General features: G+C 45.0%; 13 protein-coding genes and 1 other annotated feature. Of the genes, 4 read left to right on the forward strand and 9 right to left on the reverse strand.

From position 1 onward, the window contains the following. Positions 1 to 89: 89 nt before the first annotated feature. The 7 genes from rpoC to NCY57_RS09640 all read right to left on the reverse strand — a co-directional run bounded on the left by rpoC (position 90) and on the right by NCY57_RS09640 (position 13,536). Positions 90 to 3,788, reverse strand: a complete 3,699-nt coding sequence (gene rpoC, locus NCY57_RS09610; protein WP_015526299.1) for a DNA-directed RNA polymerase subunit beta' — start codon at positions 3,786 to 3,788, stop codon at positions 90 to 92. A gap of 17 nt (positions 3,789 to 3,805) precedes the next feature. Beyond that, positions 3,806 to 7,663 (reverse strand): DNA-directed RNA polymerase subunit beta, encoded by a 3,858-nt coding sequence (gene rpoB, locus NCY57_RS09615; RefSeq protein ID WP_110103597.1) that lies wholly within the window; start codon positions 7,661 to 7,663, stop codon positions 3,806 to 3,808. A 224-nt stretch (positions 7,664 to 7,887) separates the two neighbouring features. Continuing rightward, positions 7,888 to 10,524 carry a right-handed parallel beta-helix repeat-containing protein gene (locus tag NCY57_RS09620; RefSeq protein ID WP_195273915.1) on the reverse strand — a complete coding sequence of 879 codons (2,637 nt, stop codon included), beginning with the start codon at positions 10,522 to 10,524 and terminating at the stop codon, positions 7,888 to 7,890. 148 nt (positions 10,525 to 10,672) lie between these two features. After that, complete coding sequence (gene rplL / locus NCY57_RS09625; RefSeq protein ID WP_015526302.1) at positions 10,673 to 11,047, reverse strand: 50S ribosomal protein L7/L12; 375 nt, start codon at positions 11,045 to 11,047, stop codon at positions 10,673 to 10,675. Positions 11,048 to 11,122: 75 nt separating this feature from the next. Continuing rightward, on the reverse strand, positions 11,123 to 11,632 hold the full coding sequence (gene rplJ, locus NCY57_RS09630; protein ID WP_021652200.1) for a 50S ribosomal protein L10: 510 nt from the start codon (positions 11,630 to 11,632) through the stop codon (positions 11,123 to 11,125). 51 nt (positions 11,633 to 11,683) lie between these two features. Continuing rightward, positions 11,684 to 11,820: a sequence feature (ribosomal protein L10 leader region), on the reverse strand. Positions 11,821 to 11,870: 50 nt separating this feature from the next. Beyond that, the gene (gene upp, locus NCY57_RS09635) at positions 11,871 to 12,500 is read right to left on the reverse strand and encodes a uracil phosphoribosyltransferase (protein WP_044961929.1); all 630 of its coding nucleotides are present in this window, start codon (positions 12,498 to 12,500) and stop codon (positions 11,871 to 11,873) included. A 157-nt stretch (positions 12,501 to 12,657) separates the two neighbouring features. Further along, entirely contained in the window at positions 12,658 to 13,536 is an 879-nt protein-coding gene (locus NCY57_RS09640; RefSeq protein ID WP_021652201.1) for a Cof-type HAD-IIB family hydrolase, read from the reverse strand. Between the two features lie 331 nt (positions 13,537 to 13,867). Between NCY57_RS09640 and NCY57_RS09645 the strand changes: the two genes are divergently transcribed. From NCY57_RS09645 to NCY57_RS17060, 4 genes are all read left to right on the forward strand, one after another. Then, the gene (locus tag NCY57_RS09645) at positions 13,868 to 15,004 is read left to right on the forward strand and encodes an FAD:protein FMN transferase (protein ID WP_049947012.1); all 1,137 of its coding nucleotides are present in this window, start codon (positions 13,868 to 13,870) and stop codon (positions 15,002 to 15,004) included. A 233-nt stretch (positions 15,005 to 15,237) separates the two neighbouring features. Continuing rightward, the gene (locus tag NCY57_RS17165) at positions 15,238 to 15,345 is read left to right on the forward strand and encodes a response regulator (protein WP_180211352.1); all 108 of its coding nucleotides are present in this window, start codon (positions 15,238 to 15,240) and stop codon (positions 15,343 to 15,345) included. Positions 15,346 to 15,384: 39 nt separating this feature from the next. After that, positions 15,385 to 15,672: a hypothetical protein gene (locus NCY57_RS09650; protein WP_021652205.1), complete on the forward strand. Its 288-nt coding sequence runs from the start codon at positions 15,385 to 15,387 to the stop codon at positions 15,670 to 15,672. Positions 15,673 to 15,691: 19 nt separating this feature from the next. Next, entirely contained in the window at positions 15,692 to 15,895 is a 204-nt protein-coding gene (locus NCY57_RS17060) for a helix-turn-helix domain-containing protein (protein WP_227945655.1), read from the forward strand. 87 nt (positions 15,896 to 15,982) lie between these two features. Here the strand turns inward: NCY57_RS17060 and NCY57_RS09660 are convergent, their stop codons facing one another. After that, complete coding sequence (locus NCY57_RS09660; protein WP_044961921.1) at positions 15,983 to 16,234, reverse strand: hypothetical protein; 252 nt, start codon at positions 16,232 to 16,234, stop codon at positions 15,983 to 15,985. Between the two features lie 108 nt (positions 16,235 to 16,342). Beyond that, positions 16,343 to 18,511: a glycoside hydrolase family 2 protein gene (locus NCY57_RS09665; protein ID WP_114001822.1), complete on the reverse strand. Its 2,169-nt coding sequence runs from the start codon at positions 18,509 to 18,511 to the stop codon at positions 16,343 to 16,345. Positions 18,512 to 18,514: the final 3 nt, after the last annotated feature.

Here is an 18,514-nt window from a genome sequence, read left to right on the forward strand (position 1 = left end):
TCCTCTCTCAGAAAATCCCTGCTTATAAACAGAAATCTCCCTCCGGATTTCCGGGGGGAGATTTATTTATATTAGCAAGGTATATCGACTTATTCTTCTACCGGTGCAGTTTCCTCTGCTGTCTCTTCAACAGCAATGGTCTCTTCCTCCGGAGCAGTCTCAGTCTTCTCTTCCTCTACGGAAATTTCCTCTGTATCCTCAGGCTCCTCGGAAGCTGTTTTTACCTCCGGCATTCCTGTGTCAAGACTGATCTCACTGTAACGCTTCATACCTGTACCTGCAGGAATCAGCTTACCGATGATAACGTTCTCTTTCAGACCGATCAGCGGATCGATCTTACCTTTGATAGCAGCCTCTGTCAGGACTTTTGTTGTTTCCTGGAAGGATGCTGCTGACAGGAAGGAGTTTGTAGCAAGGGATGCTTTGGTAATACCAAGCATAACCTGTTTGCCCTCTGCCGGCTGTTTGCCCTCTGCCTCAAGTTTCTCGTTAACTTCCTCAACATCAAGGACATCAACAAGTGTTCCTGGCAGGAACTCTGTATCTCCGTTATCCTCGATACGGATCTTCTTCAACATCTGATGAACGATAACCTCGATATGCTTATCGTTGATCTCAACACCCTGCAGACGATATACACGCTGAACCTCACGAATCATGTAATCCTGAACTGCACGCACACCCTTGATTCTCAGGATATCATGCGGATTTACACTACCTTCTGTCAGCTCATCGCCGGCCTCAAGAACCTGTCCGTCAAGGACTTTGATACGAGAACCGTATGGGATCAGGTAAGTCTTGGAATCACCTGTCTCCGGATCGTTTACGATGATCTCACGTTTCTTCTTAGTGTCGTTGATCGTGGCAACACCTGGGATCTCTGTGATGATTGCAAGACCCTTCGGCTTTCTTGCCTCAAAAAGCTCCTCGACACGAGGAAGACCCTGTGTGATATCTCCACCGGCAACACCACCGGTATGGAAAGTACGCATGGTCAGCTGTGTACCTGGCTCACCGATAGACTGTGCTGCGATGATACCAACAGACTCACCAACCTGTACCGGCTCACCGGTAGCCATGTTCGCACCATAACATTTTGCGCAGACACCAACCTTGCACTTACAGGAAAGGATGGTACGGATCTTCAGTTTGTCGATCGGTCCGCCTGTCTGGTTGCTTACGCCCTCTTTCATGATACGGGCTGCACGCTTCGGTGTAATCATGTGGTTTGCTTTAACAAGGATTTCTCCATCTTTATTCTTAACTGTCTCACAGGAGAAACGTCCTGTGATACGCTCCTGAAGGCTCTCGATCTCTTCTTTTCCGTCCATGAATCCACGAACGACCATACCGGAGATCTCTGCTCTGTTCTCACAGCAGTCCGCCTCACGAACGATCAGATCCTGGGATACGTCAACAAGTCGTCTTGTCAGGTATCCGGAATCGGCTGTACGAAGAGCGGTATCAGAAAGACCTTTACGAGCTCCATGAGCGGACATGAAGTACTCCAGTACGTCAAGACCTTCACGGAAGTTTGACTTGATCGGGAGCTCGATGGTATGACCGGTTGTATCAGCCATCAGTCCTCGCATTCCGGCAAGCTGTTTGATCTGCTTATCGGAACCACGGGCTCCGGAGTCAGCCATCATGAAGATGTTGTTGTACTTATCAAGACCTGTAAGAAGTGCCTTTGTAAGCTCATCATCGGTCTTCTTCCAGGTATCAACAACCTCTTTGTAACGCTCTTCCTCTGTGATAAGACCACGTTTGTAGTTCTTTGTGATACGGTCAACAGTATCCTGAGCCTGCTTGATCATCTCCGGCTTCTGCGGCGGCACGGTCATATCGGAAATAGATACGGTCATGGCTGCACGTGTGGAGTATTTGTAACCCATAGACTTAACGGAGTCAAGTACCTCGGCTGTCTTTGTTGCACCGTGAGTATTGATAACCTTTTCAAGGATCTGCTTCAGCTGTTTCTTACCTACAAGGAAATCAACCTCAAGAAGCAGTTCGTTTCCAGGTACGCTTCTGTCCACAAATCCAAGGTCCTGCGGAAGGATCTCGTTGAACAGGAAACGTCCCAGTGTGGACTGAACATTGCCGCTTAAAACAGTTCCGTCCGGCATTGTCTTATGACAATGGACAATGATCTTTGTCTGGAGTGTGATGACCTTGTTCTCGTATGCAAGAATTGCCTCGTTGACACTCTTGAAGAACTTGCCTTCACCCTTATTTCCAGGTCTCTCCTGAGTCAGGTAGTAGATACCAAGGACCATATCCTGTGAAGGAACGGCTACAGGACCACCATCTGACGGTTTCAGAAGGTTGTTCGGTGATAACAGAAGGAAACGGCACTCTGCCTGTGCTTCCTGGGAAAGCGGAAGATGTACAGCCATCTGGTCACCATCGAAGTCAGCGTTGAACGCGGTACAAACAAGCGGATGAAGCTTGATCGCCTTACCTTCTACAAGGATTGGCTCGAATGCCTGGATACCCAGACGATGCAGTGTAGGTGCACGGTTCAGCATAACCGGATGCTCCTTAATGACGTCCTCAAGGACATCCCATACTGCCGGCTCAAGCTTCTCTACCATTTTCTTGGCATTTTTGATGTTGTGGGAAGTTCCGTTGGCAACAAGCTCTTTCATAACGAAAGGTTTGAACAGCTCGATAGCCATCTCCTTCGGAAGACCACACTGATAGATCTTCAGTTCAGGTCCTACGACGATTACAGAACGTCCGGAATAGTCAACTCGTTTACCGAGAAGGTTCTGACGGAAACGTCCGGATTTACCCTTCAGCATATCGGAAAGGGATTTCAGAGCTCTGTTTCCAGGGCCTGTTACAGGACGTCCGCGGCGTCCGTTATCGATCAGGGCATCTACAGCCTCCTGCAGCATACGCTTCTCATTGCGGACAATGATATCCGGAGCACCAAGCTCCAGAAGTCTTTTCAGACGGTTGTTTCTGTTGATGATCCTTCTGTAAAGATCATTCAGGTCAGATGTTGCAAAACGTCCTCCGTCCAGCTGTACCATAGGACGAAGATCCGGCGGGATAACCGGGATAACGGTCATGATCATCCACTCAGGACGGTTGCCGGACTCACGGAAGGACTCCACAACCTCAAGACGTTTGATGATCCTTGCACGTTTCTGGCCTGTTGCATCCACAAGCTCTGCCTTCAGTTCTTCAGAATCTTTTTCAAGATCGATAGCCTGAAGGAGCTCCATGATGGACTCGGCACCCATACCTACACGGAATCCTTCTCCGTAAGACTCACGTGCTTCCTGGTACTCACGCTCGGTGAGTACCTGTTTGTACATAAGTCCGGAATCTGCAGGATCCAGAACGATATAGTTAGCAAAGTAAAGCACTTTCTCCAGTGTTCTCGGAGAAATATCAAGGATCAGACCCATACGGGACGGAATTCCTTTAAAGTACCAGATATGAGACACCGGAGCTGCAAGCTCGATGTGTCCCATACGCTCTCTACGAACGGCAGATTTGGTTACTTCAACACCGCATCTGTCGCAGACAACGCCTTTATAGCGAATTTTTTTGTACTTTCCACAGTGGCACTCCCAGTCCTTGCTCGGTCCGAAAATCCTTTCACAGAAAAGACCATCCTTCTCAGGCTTCAAGGTTCTGTAGTTGATCGTTTCAGGTTTTAAAACCTCACCGTGTGACCACTCTCTGATCTTCTCAGGGGACGCCAGTCCGATCTTGATGGCATCGAAAGTCATTGGCTGATATGTTTCATTGGCGTTGGTTGTTTCTGCCATGTATTCTTTCCCCTTTCTTATTCCTCATCATCAAAGGACTCTTCAAACTCGATCATATCATCTTCGTCTTCCATGTCCTCATCTTCTTCTACATTGACAAGCTCTTCTCCGCTGAACTCCTGCTTGGTGTAGCCGTGTTTACCGAAGGACTCCTCATCTCTGCGTCCTCTGGAATCGCCCTCGATGACATGACGAAGATCAGTATCTCCGTAATCAGAGGTCTCCATAATGTGTACCTCTGATCCGTCTTCGCTGAGCACACGTACATCCAGACCAAGAGACTGAAGCTCTTTAAGAAGTACCTTAAAGGACTCAGGAATACCTGGCTCAGGAATGTTGTCACCTTTGATGATCGCTTCATAGGTCTTAACACGTCCGATCACATCATCAGACTTCACTGTCAGAATCTCCTGCAGTGTGTAGGAAGCACCATATGCCTCCAGTGCCCAAACCTCCATCTCTCCGAAACGCTGTCCACCGAACTGAGCTTTACCACCCAGAGGCTGCTGTGTTACCAGGGAGTATGGACCTGTGGAACGTGCATGGATCTTATCATCTACCAGATGATGCAGCTTCAGGTAGTGCATGTGACCGATAGTTACAGGGCTGTCGAAGTACTCGCCTGTACGTCCGTCACGAAGTCTTACCTTACCGTCTCTGGAGATCGGAACGCCCTTCCAGAGTGCTCTGTGAGCTTTATTCTCATCGAGATACTGCATAACATCCGGTGCAAGGATGTCTTTATATTTCTCACGGAATTCCTCAAAGTCTTCCGTATTAACGTAATCGTTGGCAAGCTCCAGAGTATCCTGGATATCAACCTCGTTTGCGCCATCGAATACAGGTGTTGCAATATTGAAGCCAAGTGCTTTGGCAGCAAGGCTCAAGTGGATCTCCAGGACCTGTCCGATGTTCATTCGGGAAGGTACACCCAGAGGATTCAGCACGATATCAAGAGGACGTCCGTTTGGAAGGAATGGCATATCCTCAACCGGAAGTACACGGGAAACGACACCCTTGTTACCATGACGACCAGCCATCTTATCACCAACGGAGATCTTTCTCTTCTGTGCAATATAAATACGTACTGCCTGATTTACTCCAGGGCTCAGCTCATCGCCGTTCTCTCTTGTAAATACCTTGGCATCTACGATAATACCATACTCACCGTGCGGTACCTTAAGGGAAGTATCACGTACCTCTCTTGCCTTCTCACCGAAGATAGCACGAAGGAGACGCTCCTCAGCAGTAAGCTCAGTCTCTCCCTTAGGAGTAACCTTACCGACAAGGATATCACCGGCACGTACCTCAGCACCGATACGGATGATACCGCGCTCATCCAGATCCTTCAGAGCGTCATCGCCGACACCCGGAACGTCACGTGTGATCTCTTCCGGTCCCAGCTTGGTATCACGGGATTCTGCCTCATATTCCTCAATATGGACAGATGTATAAACATCATTCTGTACCAGTTTCTCACTAAGAAGAACAGCATCCTCGTAGTTATAACCCTCCCAGGTCATAAATCCGATCAGCGGGTTCTTACCAAGTGCAAGCTCACCATTGGATGTAGACGGGCCATCCGCGATAACCTGTCCTGCCTCAACATGCTCACCCTGGAACACGATCGGTCTCTGGTTGTAACAGTTGCTCTGGTTGCTTCGCATGAATTTAGTCAGATGATAATCATCTTTTGTTCCGTCATCATTCTTGATAGAGATATCTGTAGATGTGGAACGAAGTACTGTACCTGCTTTTCTTGCAACAACGCATACACCGGAGTCAACAGCTGTCTTGGTCTCCATACCTGTACCAACAACCGGAGCCTCTGTTGTAAGAAGCGGAACGGCCTGACGCTGCATGTTGGATCCCATCAGCGCACGGTTCGCATCATCGTTCTGCAGGAACGGGATCAGGGCTGTAGCAACGGAGAATACCATTCGCGGAGATACATCCATGTAATCGAACATGTGCTGCTCGTACTCCTGTGTCTCCTCGCGGTAACGACCGGAAACGTTCTTATGAATGAAGTGTCCCTCTTCATCCAGCGGCTCATTCGCCTGTGCTACATGGTAATTATCTTCCTCATCCGCTGTCATGTATACAACCTCATCGGTTACACGCGGGTTGGAAGGATCTGTTTTGTCGATCTTTCTGTACGGAGCCTCTACGAAGCCGTACTGATTGATCCTTGCATAGGATGCAAGGGAGTTGATAAGACCGATGTTCGGTCCCTCAGGAGTCTCGATCGGGCACATTCTTCCATAGTGGGAATAATGTACGTCTCGAACCTCGAATCCGGCTCTGTCTCGTGACAGACCGCCAGGTCCCAGTGCGGAAAGTCTTCTCTTGTGAGTCAGCTCTCCAAGCGGGTTGTTCTGATCCATGAACTGTGACAGCTGGGAAGAACCGAAGAACTCTTTTACTGCTGCAGTTACAGGTTTGATATTGATCAGGGACTGCGGAGAAATACTCTCTGTGTCCTGTGTTGTCATTCTCTCACGTACCACACGCTCAAGTCTGGAAAGACCGATGCGGTACTGATTCTGAAGCAGCTCACCGACAGCACGGATACGACGGTTGCCCAGGTGGTCGATATCATCATCGTTACCAAGGCCATACTCCAGATGCATATTGTAGTTAATGGACGCAAGGATATCTTCCTTGGTGATGTGTTTCGGGATCAGGTCGTGGATATCACGTTTGATCGCATCACATCTGTCCTCAAATGTGTCATTTTCTTCCAGAATTTTTTCGAGCACTGGGTAGTATACTAATTCTGTAACACCCAGGGACTTCGGATTCTCAAGCTCCGGCAGATAGTGACGGATATCAACCATAAGGCTGGAAAGGACTTTGATTTCTCTCTCCTCACCCTGGATCCATACGTACGGAACTGCGGAATTCTGTAATGTATCAGCAAGCTCTTTTGTAACAAGTGTCTCAGCCTCAGCAAGGATCTCACCTGTTGTTGTATCTACAACATCCTGAGAAAGCTTGTGGCCTACGATACGTTTATTGAAATGAAGCTTCTTATTAAATTTATAACGTCCGACTTTGGCAAGGTCATATCTTCTCGGATCGAAGAACATTGCCATGATCAGGCTCTCTGCGCTCTCTACTGCAAGCGGCTCGCCCGGACGGATCTTCTTATACAGCTCAAGGAGACCTTCCTGATAGTTTGTGGAGGTATCCTTTGTAAAGCTGGCAAGGATCTTTGGCTCTTCACCAAACAGATCGATGATCTCAGCATTGGTTCCAATGCCCAGTGCACGGATCAGAACAGTGATCGGAACCTTTCTTGTTCTGTCTACACGTACATAAAATACATCATTTGAATCTGTCTCGTACTCCAGCCATGCACCTCTGTTCGGAATTACAGTACTGGAAAACAGTCTCTTACCAAGCTTATCATGAGCGATCGCGTAGTAGATTCCAGGGGAACGTACTAACTGGCTGACAATAACACGCTCAGCACCATTGATAACAAAGGTACCCGTAGCTGTCATCAGCGGTAAATCTCCCATGAAAATCTCGTGTTCGTTGATCTCTTCTGTTTCCTTATTGATCAGCCTTACTCGAACCTTCAAAGGTGCGGCATAAGTCACGTCACGTTCTTTACACTGCTCGATGGAATATTTTGCATCTTTTTCATCGTATGTGAAATCGATGAATTCCAGACTGAGCTTTCCGCCGTAATCTGCGATCGGAGAAATATCATCAAATACTTCTTTTAAACCTTCGTCAAGAAACCACTGGTAGGAATCTTTCTGAACTTCGATCAGGTTTGGCATTTCCAGGACTTCTTTTTGTCTCTGGTAGCTCATACGCATGCTTTTTCCAGTTTTTACAGAACGAATTCTGTTTTTTTCCATTGACGTTTCACCCCTGTTTTTTTATTATTTATTACAACATGATCCCGCCTGACCTTTAGGCAGGCATATCTAGCCATAATATAGCATCCTCCACTTTAACATAAGAAAAAAAGTGTGTCAAGCACTTTTTTTGATTTTTTTACATTTTTCAAAAAAAAGATTCTGTTCCTTCTATACATACGATGTATGGATATCCGGAACAGAATCTTTTTTATCACACATACTTACTTCACAATAGTATTTACTGTTACTGTATTTCCGTATTTATCTTTTGAGACAAGTTTCAGAGCAGTATTCTTTTTTTGCTTCTTTATTTTAATAACGTACTGTTTCTTTTTGTTTACGGATGATACACCCAGCTTTGTCTGTTTTCCGGAACGCCGCGCATAGGCAATAACTGTCTGGCTACCTGATGCAGTTCCGCTTATAGCTGTACTTCTTGATGTAACAGCTCTGCATGAAGGACGGTTGATGCCGGTCCATCCTTTGCAGCTTTTTACATATACCGCCTGAACCTTTCCGTTTTCACAAAATGTATTCTTTTTCATGACCGGTATTACAGATGCATATGCATAAACACCATTCCCCCTATTTTTCTCCGCACGGTTTCCTGATACTTCGGATACTTTTGATTTCCAGAGCAAAATACCACTTTTTGCATTTGATGTCACACGATTGCTTTTTACCCTGACTCCGCCGGCCACATACTCAATTTTCACGCCATGATTTTTGTTGGATAAACAGATATTACCAAGAACATTATTGTTCTTTCCTGCATTTACACGTATTCCCGAGCCGGCCACTGATTTAACAGTATTCTTCTGTGCAGTGGATGAAGTATTTACAGATTGCAGATAAATTCCATCTCCGCCTGCTCTGGAAACAGTATTCTGCTCTACAAGATTTCTCTGTTCTGATCCTGCTGCATAGACAGAACCGGAGAGATAAATTCCCGTATTTGCAGTTCCGGACACTGTATTCCTGCTGATAACGCTTCCTCTGGAATCCTGGGCATAAATCCCAAAATTGGAATATGAAGAAGTTTTTTTCATTGTTACCTGATTATCTGTTACGGTATCTGTGTCAGTAAGAGACATGCTGATTCCGTTTCCATATCCGCTGATCTGATTATCTTCTACAGTCACACCTTTCACCGGATATATCTTTTTAGGGAGCACAGCTCCATCTTTTTTCATATTATAGCCTGAAACTTTTATACCACTGCAGATCCATGCAATTCCACCAATACTGGTAGTTCTGGCAAGACTGATGTAGTTTCCTGCCACACGAAGATTCCTGTTTTTCAGCATGTCCGGCCCATCATCATAGCCTGGCGTCTGGTGTGTATTGCTGCTCACAGAAGAAATGTCCACTCCATTTCCCACATTTACCATGGTATTATTTTCTGCTGTAGAATCTTCATAATTCATAAACCTTATACAGCGTTTTTTTACATTATGGAAAGTATTATTCGTAACTGTGATCCTTTTATATGTTTTTCCGGACATCATACTGTGCGTTCCCAGCCCTGTAAAGACATCTTCGAACACATTTCCATCGATCACAAAATCTTCACAGGTCGTTCCATCATAAGGTCTGTACTGCGGAAAAACATTGCTCTCATCTGTACAGCAGTCGATCTGAATACATTCCTGTCCGCCTTCCACATAATTCTTATAATAGCCACTGAATGTACAGCCTGTGATCTTGGCATTTTTCACTCCGCCAAATTCCAGAAAATGAGATTTCAGATTATTAAGAAATGTAGCATTTTTAATCGTAACATTCGTAGCATGTCCAATGCAAAATCCCACAAATCCGCCTGGTGCATCCTTATTTTCCACACACTGATAATTGTAGTCCCAGGTTCCTCCATCGATCACAATGTTGCGATATCCATCATATCCGCCTTCTGAATCTTTGGTATTTCCAAGACGGAGGATCAGATGTTTGGTGGTAGACGTTTTTGTAATATTAGCGTCTCTTGCATATAAGTACATATTACTGTACATGCAAAGTGTACCTGTCAGTTCATAATTTCCCGGTGGAATTATGATCTTGCAGGGATTTTCATCTGTGGCCTGATCTTTCAGTTCAAGAAACAGTGTGTTCAAGGGTGCTGTGATATCCTGTCCTTCCTCAACTTCCAGAGTCACAGTCTGATAAGTTCCAAGTTCTCCATCTGAAGCATCTCCTGCGGAAAAATCCCCAGCAGCATTGGCATCATCTGTAAAATCAGCCTGTGCCTGACCTGCGCCTTCATCAGCTTTATTATTATCCGGCTCTGCGACGTTTTCTACATTACCGTTTTCCTGCTGAAGCTGAAGTTCTTCGGAACCGTTATCGCCGTTCTCCGTTCCTTCGGAAAAATCTGCCGGCAATTCTCCGCTGATACTGCCATCTGCTGTCTGAATATCCTCACTGCCAGCTTCCGTTGCTGCATTGTCAGAAATATTCTTATTTGTGTCAAAATCTCCATCTGTGCTTCCATCTGAAAATGTGTCTTCAGTTGAATTTTCCGATATTTCCTCATCCCCCGGTGCCTCTGATACATCCACTGCTTCTACAGCACCTGACTCTATTTTTGTCCAGGATGCCTGTGATGCAGGAACCACACTGCCATCGTTATCCAGCACAAGCGGATCCAGATCCTGTTCCGGCATATTTTCCTCTTCTTCAAGCTCCTCCTGCTGCTGCATTGCAGCTTCCTGAGCCCGAAGTTCATCCAGAGGATTTTTCACGTTTACAGTTATATTTTTTACATTTTTTCCGACAGACACTGTCTTGGCTGCCGTCGGAAAAGAAACTCCTGTGATTCCCAACGCAGCAGCAAGGATACAGGCCATTATTTTTCGTTTCATATTCCATCCACCCTTTCCTATCTCCTTTATTATCCTTTCTTTTTCTTCAAAAAGCAAGATTTACCCTGGATTTTTCACTAAAAAAGGCTGCTGTGCCGCCGGTAAACCGGCAGGCACAACAGCCTTTAAAACTTCTAATCTGATCGGATTATTTAAGTGTAACCTTAGCTCCCTCAGCCTCAAGTTTAGTTTTGATGTCCTCAGCCTCAGCTTTGGATGCGCCCTCTTTAACAACCTTCGGAGCACCATCAACGATAGCTTTAGCCTCTTTAAGTCCAAGACCTGTAACCTCACGAACAACTTTGATAACTTTAACTTTGTTAGCGCCAACCTCTGTAAGCTCTACGTCAAACTCATCTTTCTCCTCAGCTGCCTCGCCTGCTGCACCTGCTGCTGCTACAACAACACCTGCTGCTGCGGAAACGCCGAACTCTTCCTCACAAGCTTTTACAAGGTCATTTAACTCTAATACAGATAATTCTTTGATTGCTGCAATAAATTCTTCTGTTGTTAATTTTGCCATTTTAATTTCCCTCCATTTATAAATTTTAATTAATAATCATGCGGTCGTTATGCCGCCAATTGCACGTTGCTGGGATTACTCAGCAGCTGCTGCGTCAGCTCCGCCATTCTGCTCTGCGATCTGATTAAGCACACGAGCGAAGTTTGCGATCGGAGACTGCATACTTCCAAGCAGTTTTCCAAGAAGTTCCTCTCTTGAAGGAATTGTGGACAGTGCCTGAATTCCGGCCTGATCATTGTAGTTACCTTCAACTACACCTGCGATCAGCTCCAGTGCCGGGAACTGTTTTGCATATTTAGCAAGGATTCTTGCCGGAGCAGTTGCGTCTGTCTCGGAGATAGCGATCGCATTTGTGCCATGTAAATGATCACTGAGGCTCTCAAATGCTGTACCCTCGAATGCACGACGCATCATGGTATTTTTATATACCTTGTACTGAACACCAGCTTCTCTTAACTCTTTACGAAGAATTGTATCCTGCTCAACTGTAAGACCGCTGTAGTTTACAAGTACAACAGACTGTGCGTCTTTAATGCTGTTAGAGATCTCTTCTACGATTGGTTGTTTCAGTTCTACTTTTGCCATGAAATGGTACACCTCCTTATAGATTTTGTATACCGCCGTCGCAATAAGTCAATCTGTTTAAAAAAAGACCTTACTGCTTCGCAATAAGGCCTTGTGTAATCTTAACTCAGAATACTTGGACCTCGGTAGGCGTTTTGATCCTTATGCCTTACGGCACCTACTGTCTTCGGCAGCGTTCTTAGGTACAATACCATAACAGTGCCGGGTGTGTCAAGTATTTTTTTAGATTTTTTCAAAATTATTTAGTACCAAAAATACGGTCTCCGGCATCTCCAAGTCCCGGGCAGATATAAGCGTTCTCATTGAGCTCTCTGTCAAGGGAACCACAGTAGATCTGTACATCCGGATGTGCCTCGTGAAGTCGTTTCAGTCCCTCAGGAGCTGCGATGATGCACATAAACTTGATATTCTTTCCGCCCTGTTTCTTGACAAAATCAATGGCAGCTTCGGCAGAACCGCCGGTTGCAAGCATCGGATCAACGATCACTGAAATACGCTCGTCAATAGATTCAGGAAGCTTACAGTAATACTCATGGGGCTCATGTGTTACCGGATCACGGTAAAGTCCCACATGTCCGACCTTTGCAGACGGTACCAGTGTGAGAATGCTGTTTACCATTCCAAGTCCTGCACGGAGGACCGGGATCACTGCCAGCTTCTTACCTGAGATCATCGGTGTCTTACAGGTTTCTATCGGTGTCTCGATTTCCACTTCCTCTGTAGGAAGATCACGAAGCGCCTCATATCCCATCAGGATTCCGATTTCCTCCACCAGTTTACGGAACTCGTTTGTTCCTGTATTTTTATCACGGAGCATTGAAATTTTGTGTTTGATCAGCGGGTGATCCATAATATAAACATTTTTCATTTTTTCCATCGTGATTTCCTCTCTTTGTCTGTGTTTTTTGTAAAGCGAAACTTCTCATTCCACTCTGCTTCATACACCGGAACGCAAGCCTTTCGCTTTTCTGTATTCATCTTTCTACATTATAATATATATGACACTTTTTCAAAAGGGGGAAAAACTATTTTCCCTGGCGTTCCAGAACCTGATCAATAGCATAGGCCACACCAAATTCATTGTTGTTCTTTGTGATGTATTTTGCTGCTCTTTTAATCTCCGGAACTGCGTTTTCCATTGCAACAGTTGCGCCGAAATCCATGGAAATCATGGAATAATCATTAAGGCTGTCACCAAGGACCATCACCTCATCCATGGTATAACCCAGAGACTCGATATATTCTTTCAGCACCGGGCCTTTCTGCGCCTCTACTGCTGTAATCTCCTGATTATATATAAAGGAAGAAGCCACTGCAACGGCTGGATTTTCTTTCAGCTCATCGCTGAGTTTCTCCAGCTGCTCCACATCTGCCGCAAAAATGAAGATCTTATATACCGGCGCACCGCTGCTCTCCAGGGAACGGATATCGGAAATCCCTTTCGTGTTTCCGGCGATCCTGCGGTACTGCGGGGATTTCCGTACAATCTCCTCGCTGGTATCTATGTCCATATTGAAAAGACGGATCTGCTGAATGATCCCGTCTTCAATTTCTTTCTTTGTTCCAATACGGTAATCATAGCGATCCGTAAAAAATGCTACAGATACCGGGTATTTTTTTGCCGTATTGTAAACCTCCTCACACAGCTCAATAGAGATCGGTGTACTCTTTACAACCTCCTGCTGCGGATTTCGTACTTCAGCACCGCTGCTCACCACATAATCACAGGTCAGCTCTGTTCCCTTCAGTTCCTCCATGGCACCGGGGAAATTCCGGCCGGTGGCAACCATAAAGCGGATTCCCGCATCGCAGGCACGCCTGACCGCCGCAAGGGTTTCCGGTGCGATCCTGTGGTCATCACCAAGAAGTGTGCCGTCCATATCACTTGCAATTACTTTTATCATGAAAATTTTCTCCTTTTATCTGTAAAAATTCCGGTCAATCATTCGGATCCATAGCATCCATAGCAAATATGTCCTTTTTTCGGAGAAATTATATCTTATATTATTGCAAAATACAATGATTTTTGCGACAGGCATATGCCTTTCTGATTTCAGAAATACATGGTATAATGAGATTTCATAAATCTGTCCGATGTCGGTCAAGCGTATATCCGCAATCCGCGTCGCTGCTTGATCCGGTTAAGTGAATAACCCCATCCACATGTACTACATAGATTTGCATCAAATAAATGCTCTTCAGTTAAGTCAGTCAATCAGAAAGCAGGAGAATATTATGTCAACTTATTTTTTTCATTCCAAAAGAAGCCGCTCGCATTCCCGTTTCTTCTATTTAATATTGTGCACAGTCCTTGTCTGTCCAATGCTCCTTTTCACAGGCTGCGGAAATATCACGGATGCAGATACATCCACCACCGGAAATCAGCCCATCAGTATCAGCAGTATCAAATTGAATACAGCTGTACAGATCACAATTTACGATTCTCAGGATAAAGCTCTCCTGGATGACTGTCTGGCACTGTGCGATAAATATGAGCTGGTCTTCAGCCGGACAAATGAGAAAAGCGAGCTTTATAAATTAAATCACCGCAAAGATACATCGGATAAAGATTCCAATACCGACCGGCAGACTACTCCATATCCGGTCAGCGGCACAGCAGACACCTGGCATATATCTGAAGACCTTGCCGCTCTGCTTTCCGAAGGACTCGATATCACCAGGGAGTCCGACGGTGCCTTTGACATCGCCATTGCGCCTTTGACCTCTCTCTGGGATTTCACAGCAGAAGACCCGAAGGCTCCGGATGATGCAGATATTCAGAAAGTTCTCCCCCTGTGCAGCTCCGACGGCGTCACCATTGGCGGGCAGGATATCACACTTCCCTCTGATGACATCCAGTTCGATGTAGGCGCCATTGCCAAAGGCTATATTGCAGACCGCCTGAAAGATTTTCTGGTAAAAAAAGGCGTAAACAGTGCTATCATCAACCTTGGCGGCAATGTCCTCTGCATCGGCTCGAAGCCTGACGGCACTCCCTTCAAAGTAGGCATCCAGAAGCCCTTTGCAGATCGCAATGAAACAGAGGCTGTTATGGATATCGCCGGAAAATCCGTTGTATCCTCTGGGATTTATGAGAGGTGCTTTAAGCAGGGCGGTAAATTATATCATCATATCCTGAATCCCCAAACCGGCTATCCTTATGATAACGGCCTGATTTCTGTGACGATCATCTCCGACCAGTCTGTGGACGGCGATGCCTTAAGCACCACCTGTTTCGCCCTTGGCCTGAAAGACGGGCTGAAATTTGCAGAGAAAAAAGGCGTGCAGGCCGTTTTTATCACAGAAGATTATGAACTGCATTATACTGACGGATTCCAGGATGAGATCAATGTCACTGATGTGGAATCCTGAACCATGAAATCTTTTTCAGTAACAACCAAAAACCTTACGGATAGACCATATTTGTCACATAAGTCTGCGGATAATCTTTCAGAAGATTTGCCATTGCTGTCTGTGTCTGTGTCGTTGAAAATGGCTAAGATGGACCGTTCCACAGACATTCATAATCTGCTCCCAAGCTTCTTCATATTCCTTATCCGGAAGTTCAAAACACCATGGGATAAATCCGAGCAAACAGTGATCTTCTGGAAGCAGATAATGCCGAAGATGGCCTGAAGATCATTCTCAAAGAGCATCCTGACATTATTATCACAGATATGAAAATGCCCGTCATGGACGGAATACAGCTCTAAAAAAAGCCGGAAGAACTTCACATCGACAGCAAAATCAGTGTGATCAGCGGATTCAGCGATTTCAAATATACAAGACTTGCGATCCAGGCTGGTGTTATTGATTACATACTGAAGCCTGTTGATCCCCAGAATTTGAACAATGCGCTTTCAGCCACAATTTCTCAGTTGGAAAGTGAAGCAGGCAAAACTGGGACTTCCGATTCTGCTTCATCACCCGAACTCTGCTCTGCATTCACCAGTAGGGTAATCAGTGATGTTTTTGATTATATCAATGCACATTATCTGGAAAATATCTCCCTGGCCGATATTGCAGAATCTTTTTTCTAAGTAAGGAGCATCTGTCCAGATTGTTTTAAAAAAACGTCAGAATCTTTTTTCCTATGCTATGCAGTTAAAGCTCACCGAGGTGAAACGGCTTCTGCAGTCTACGGATATAACTCTCGACGACATTGCCTGGCATCTTGGTTTCAGCAATGGAAATTACTTCAGCAAGGTTTTTAAAAAGAACTGTCAGATGTTTCCCAGTGAATACCTGAACGTACAGCTATAGTTCTTCAGAAAACTTTTCTCCGATAAAAAGTAGCTGTAACTGAGCGTATTCGTTCAGTTACAGCCACTTTATTCAATATTATTATATTCAGTTATTGATCATATCCGGCCAGGAAAGAATCTCTGCAGAAATCTTCTCTTCATAATCTCCGTCAATGTCCTCACTTCTTCCAGCCGCATAAATATTGGTCTCGGCACCCCAACCGTTGTCCTCGTATTCCCATACATGGAATTTCAGTCCACGGAACATGAAATCCAGACTTCCGCAACCATCTTCCTCTGTGTATTCGAATTTGATATTTTTTTTGTTCAGAGCATCCTGTACTTTCTGTAAACGCATATAATATCGCTCCTTCCACGCCGAAAATCTTCCTTTATACACAAAGTATAACATGTTGTGATTTTTGACACAAGTCAAGGATGAAAGTGCCTGTGAGCTGCAGATATCTCAGGCCCAGTAGAGTCTCATTCCAAACTCATGGCTCATACGGTCCGGATGCCCATCAACTCTTGAAAGCAAAGTACAGATATCCTGATAGGTATTCTTTGCCATACATTTACCGCTATTATCAGAAAGAATTAGTGTAAGGTTCCACTTCTTGCCTTTTCCGTATTCTTTCTCAAAGGTTTTTACCATGACACGGCTGTCTGCCGGAACTTCTGCTTTAACACTTCCCTTTTCCACCAGTTCTCCGTTCAATGTTTCTGTAATGATCCATGTAAGTTCACACTCTCCCAGAGCTCCATCTGTATCATTTACAATATACAGACTGTCCAGATAATCTTTGTGCTTTGCAAAAACACCCACTGGTGCGTTGCTTTCCAGTATAGCCTGAAGACCCTTTTTGGGAATTCCCCACCAGTCATATAAACCGTAGAAGCTCTGAGGACACAGGTCGATAAACATAAACTGTACATATCCTGAGCAAGGTTCATATTTCTGGATCCTGTAATGCTCTGTATAATATTTCAGAAGCTTATACTGATATTCCTGGATCTTCGGGATATCATCCACCAGTTTTTCCAGACGATGATATACCGCCGGAACAGTTTTCAGATTTTCACTGCTGCCCGGTGCATCAAATCCGTACTCTGTATTCAGCTTTTCTGTCTGCTCATAAATATCTGCATATTCTCCACCGCTTAAAGAACCCAGATAATTGTGGCTGTCCCCGCTAAGCGGATCATCTTCGCAGAAAGAACCCTTGATGATCGGTCTGCCCGGATCCATCTTCTGTACCTCCCTATACAGAGCAGGTCCCGGATTTTCCTCCATAAATCTCCTTCTCACATTTCCATCCGGATCAACACATCCCGGTTCATTCATAATGATCCAGCAGATCAGAGACGGATGATGCTTCAGAAGTTTCACATTTTCTCTGTAAACATCTGCAAATCTCTGCGCCCATTCATCTGTTGAAGGATGCGTCCAGTTGTACTCCGAATCCTGAAGAACTGCAATTCCCAGCTCGTCACACAGATCATAAAAAACTTCCTGCTCTGTGTGGACATGTACTCGTACCAGGTTAAAACCTGCCGCCTTTACATTAAGAAGATCTCTCAGGTACCGTTCCCTTGTCATTGCGGAAATATAACAATCCGGAAAATAAGAGGTTCCTCTTATATACAGCTTCCTGTTATTAAGCCAGAATCTTGTTATTTTTTCATTACGCTCAATCTGAATGTCCCGGAAAGCAAAATTCGTTGTTCTGCTGCTCAGTATGTCTTTTCCCCTGCTTAACGTAAGTTCTGCCTGATACATCCAGGGATAACCATGATCCCATGTGGACCACAGTCTGACATCTTCCACTTTAAGCTCACATTTAAAACCTGTCTCTGCTTTCTCTGCCATTATCTGAACAGTTTTTTCTGCCTTTATAAGACCGGACTCTTTTTCCCGGATCTTTACATTAAAATCATATGTCTCCCCGGATTTCAGACCTCGCGCTTCAGTTTCCACATATACGTCTGCTTTCTTTCCATCTGGATCCAGTTCATACTTCAGATCTGTCTGATCTTCCAGAACACCTTCTTCTGTCAGGATCAGCTCCACTTTTCCGTAGATTCCTACAGGATTTACATCTCTCTGGATAAATGTATCAGAATGTTCGTAGGTACCTTTTACCATATTTCTTTTTACCAGGGTGGTTCTGGAATCCTGTGCATCCAGCTCCACCTCATCATCCCATGGAGAACTTACCTTTACAATGAGATAATTTTTCTTTCCAAAAACAAGCTTATCTTTTACATTAAAGGAAAATGGAGCGGAATATCCTTCATGCTCTCCAAGAAATTCTCCGTTAAGCCATACTTTTCCATAATAATCCACATTGGTAAATTTAAGGACAGCATCCGTAACTTTCTGATCCGGAACTTCAAACTCTGTTTTGTACCACCAGGGTGCCTGATTGAAATATCTCAGTTCACGCCCGAAATATGGCTGTCTGGCATAGATAAGCTGCAGATGTTTCAGTTCCTCCAGTTCCTCCCATTCAGACACCTGGGAACCTACGGAAGTATCTGCTTCCCTGGCAGCATAAAGCCCGATCTTTTCCCCTGTATCATGAACATCCTGCAAAATTTTCCATCCTTGTTTCAATTCAATCCTTGTTTCCATTTC

It is taken from the genome of Blautia sp. MB18-30, from assembly GCF_023669475.1.
Taxonomy (GTDB): domain Bacteria; phylum Bacillota; class Clostridia; order Lachnospirales; family Lachnospiraceae; genus Blautia_A; species Blautia_A fusiformis.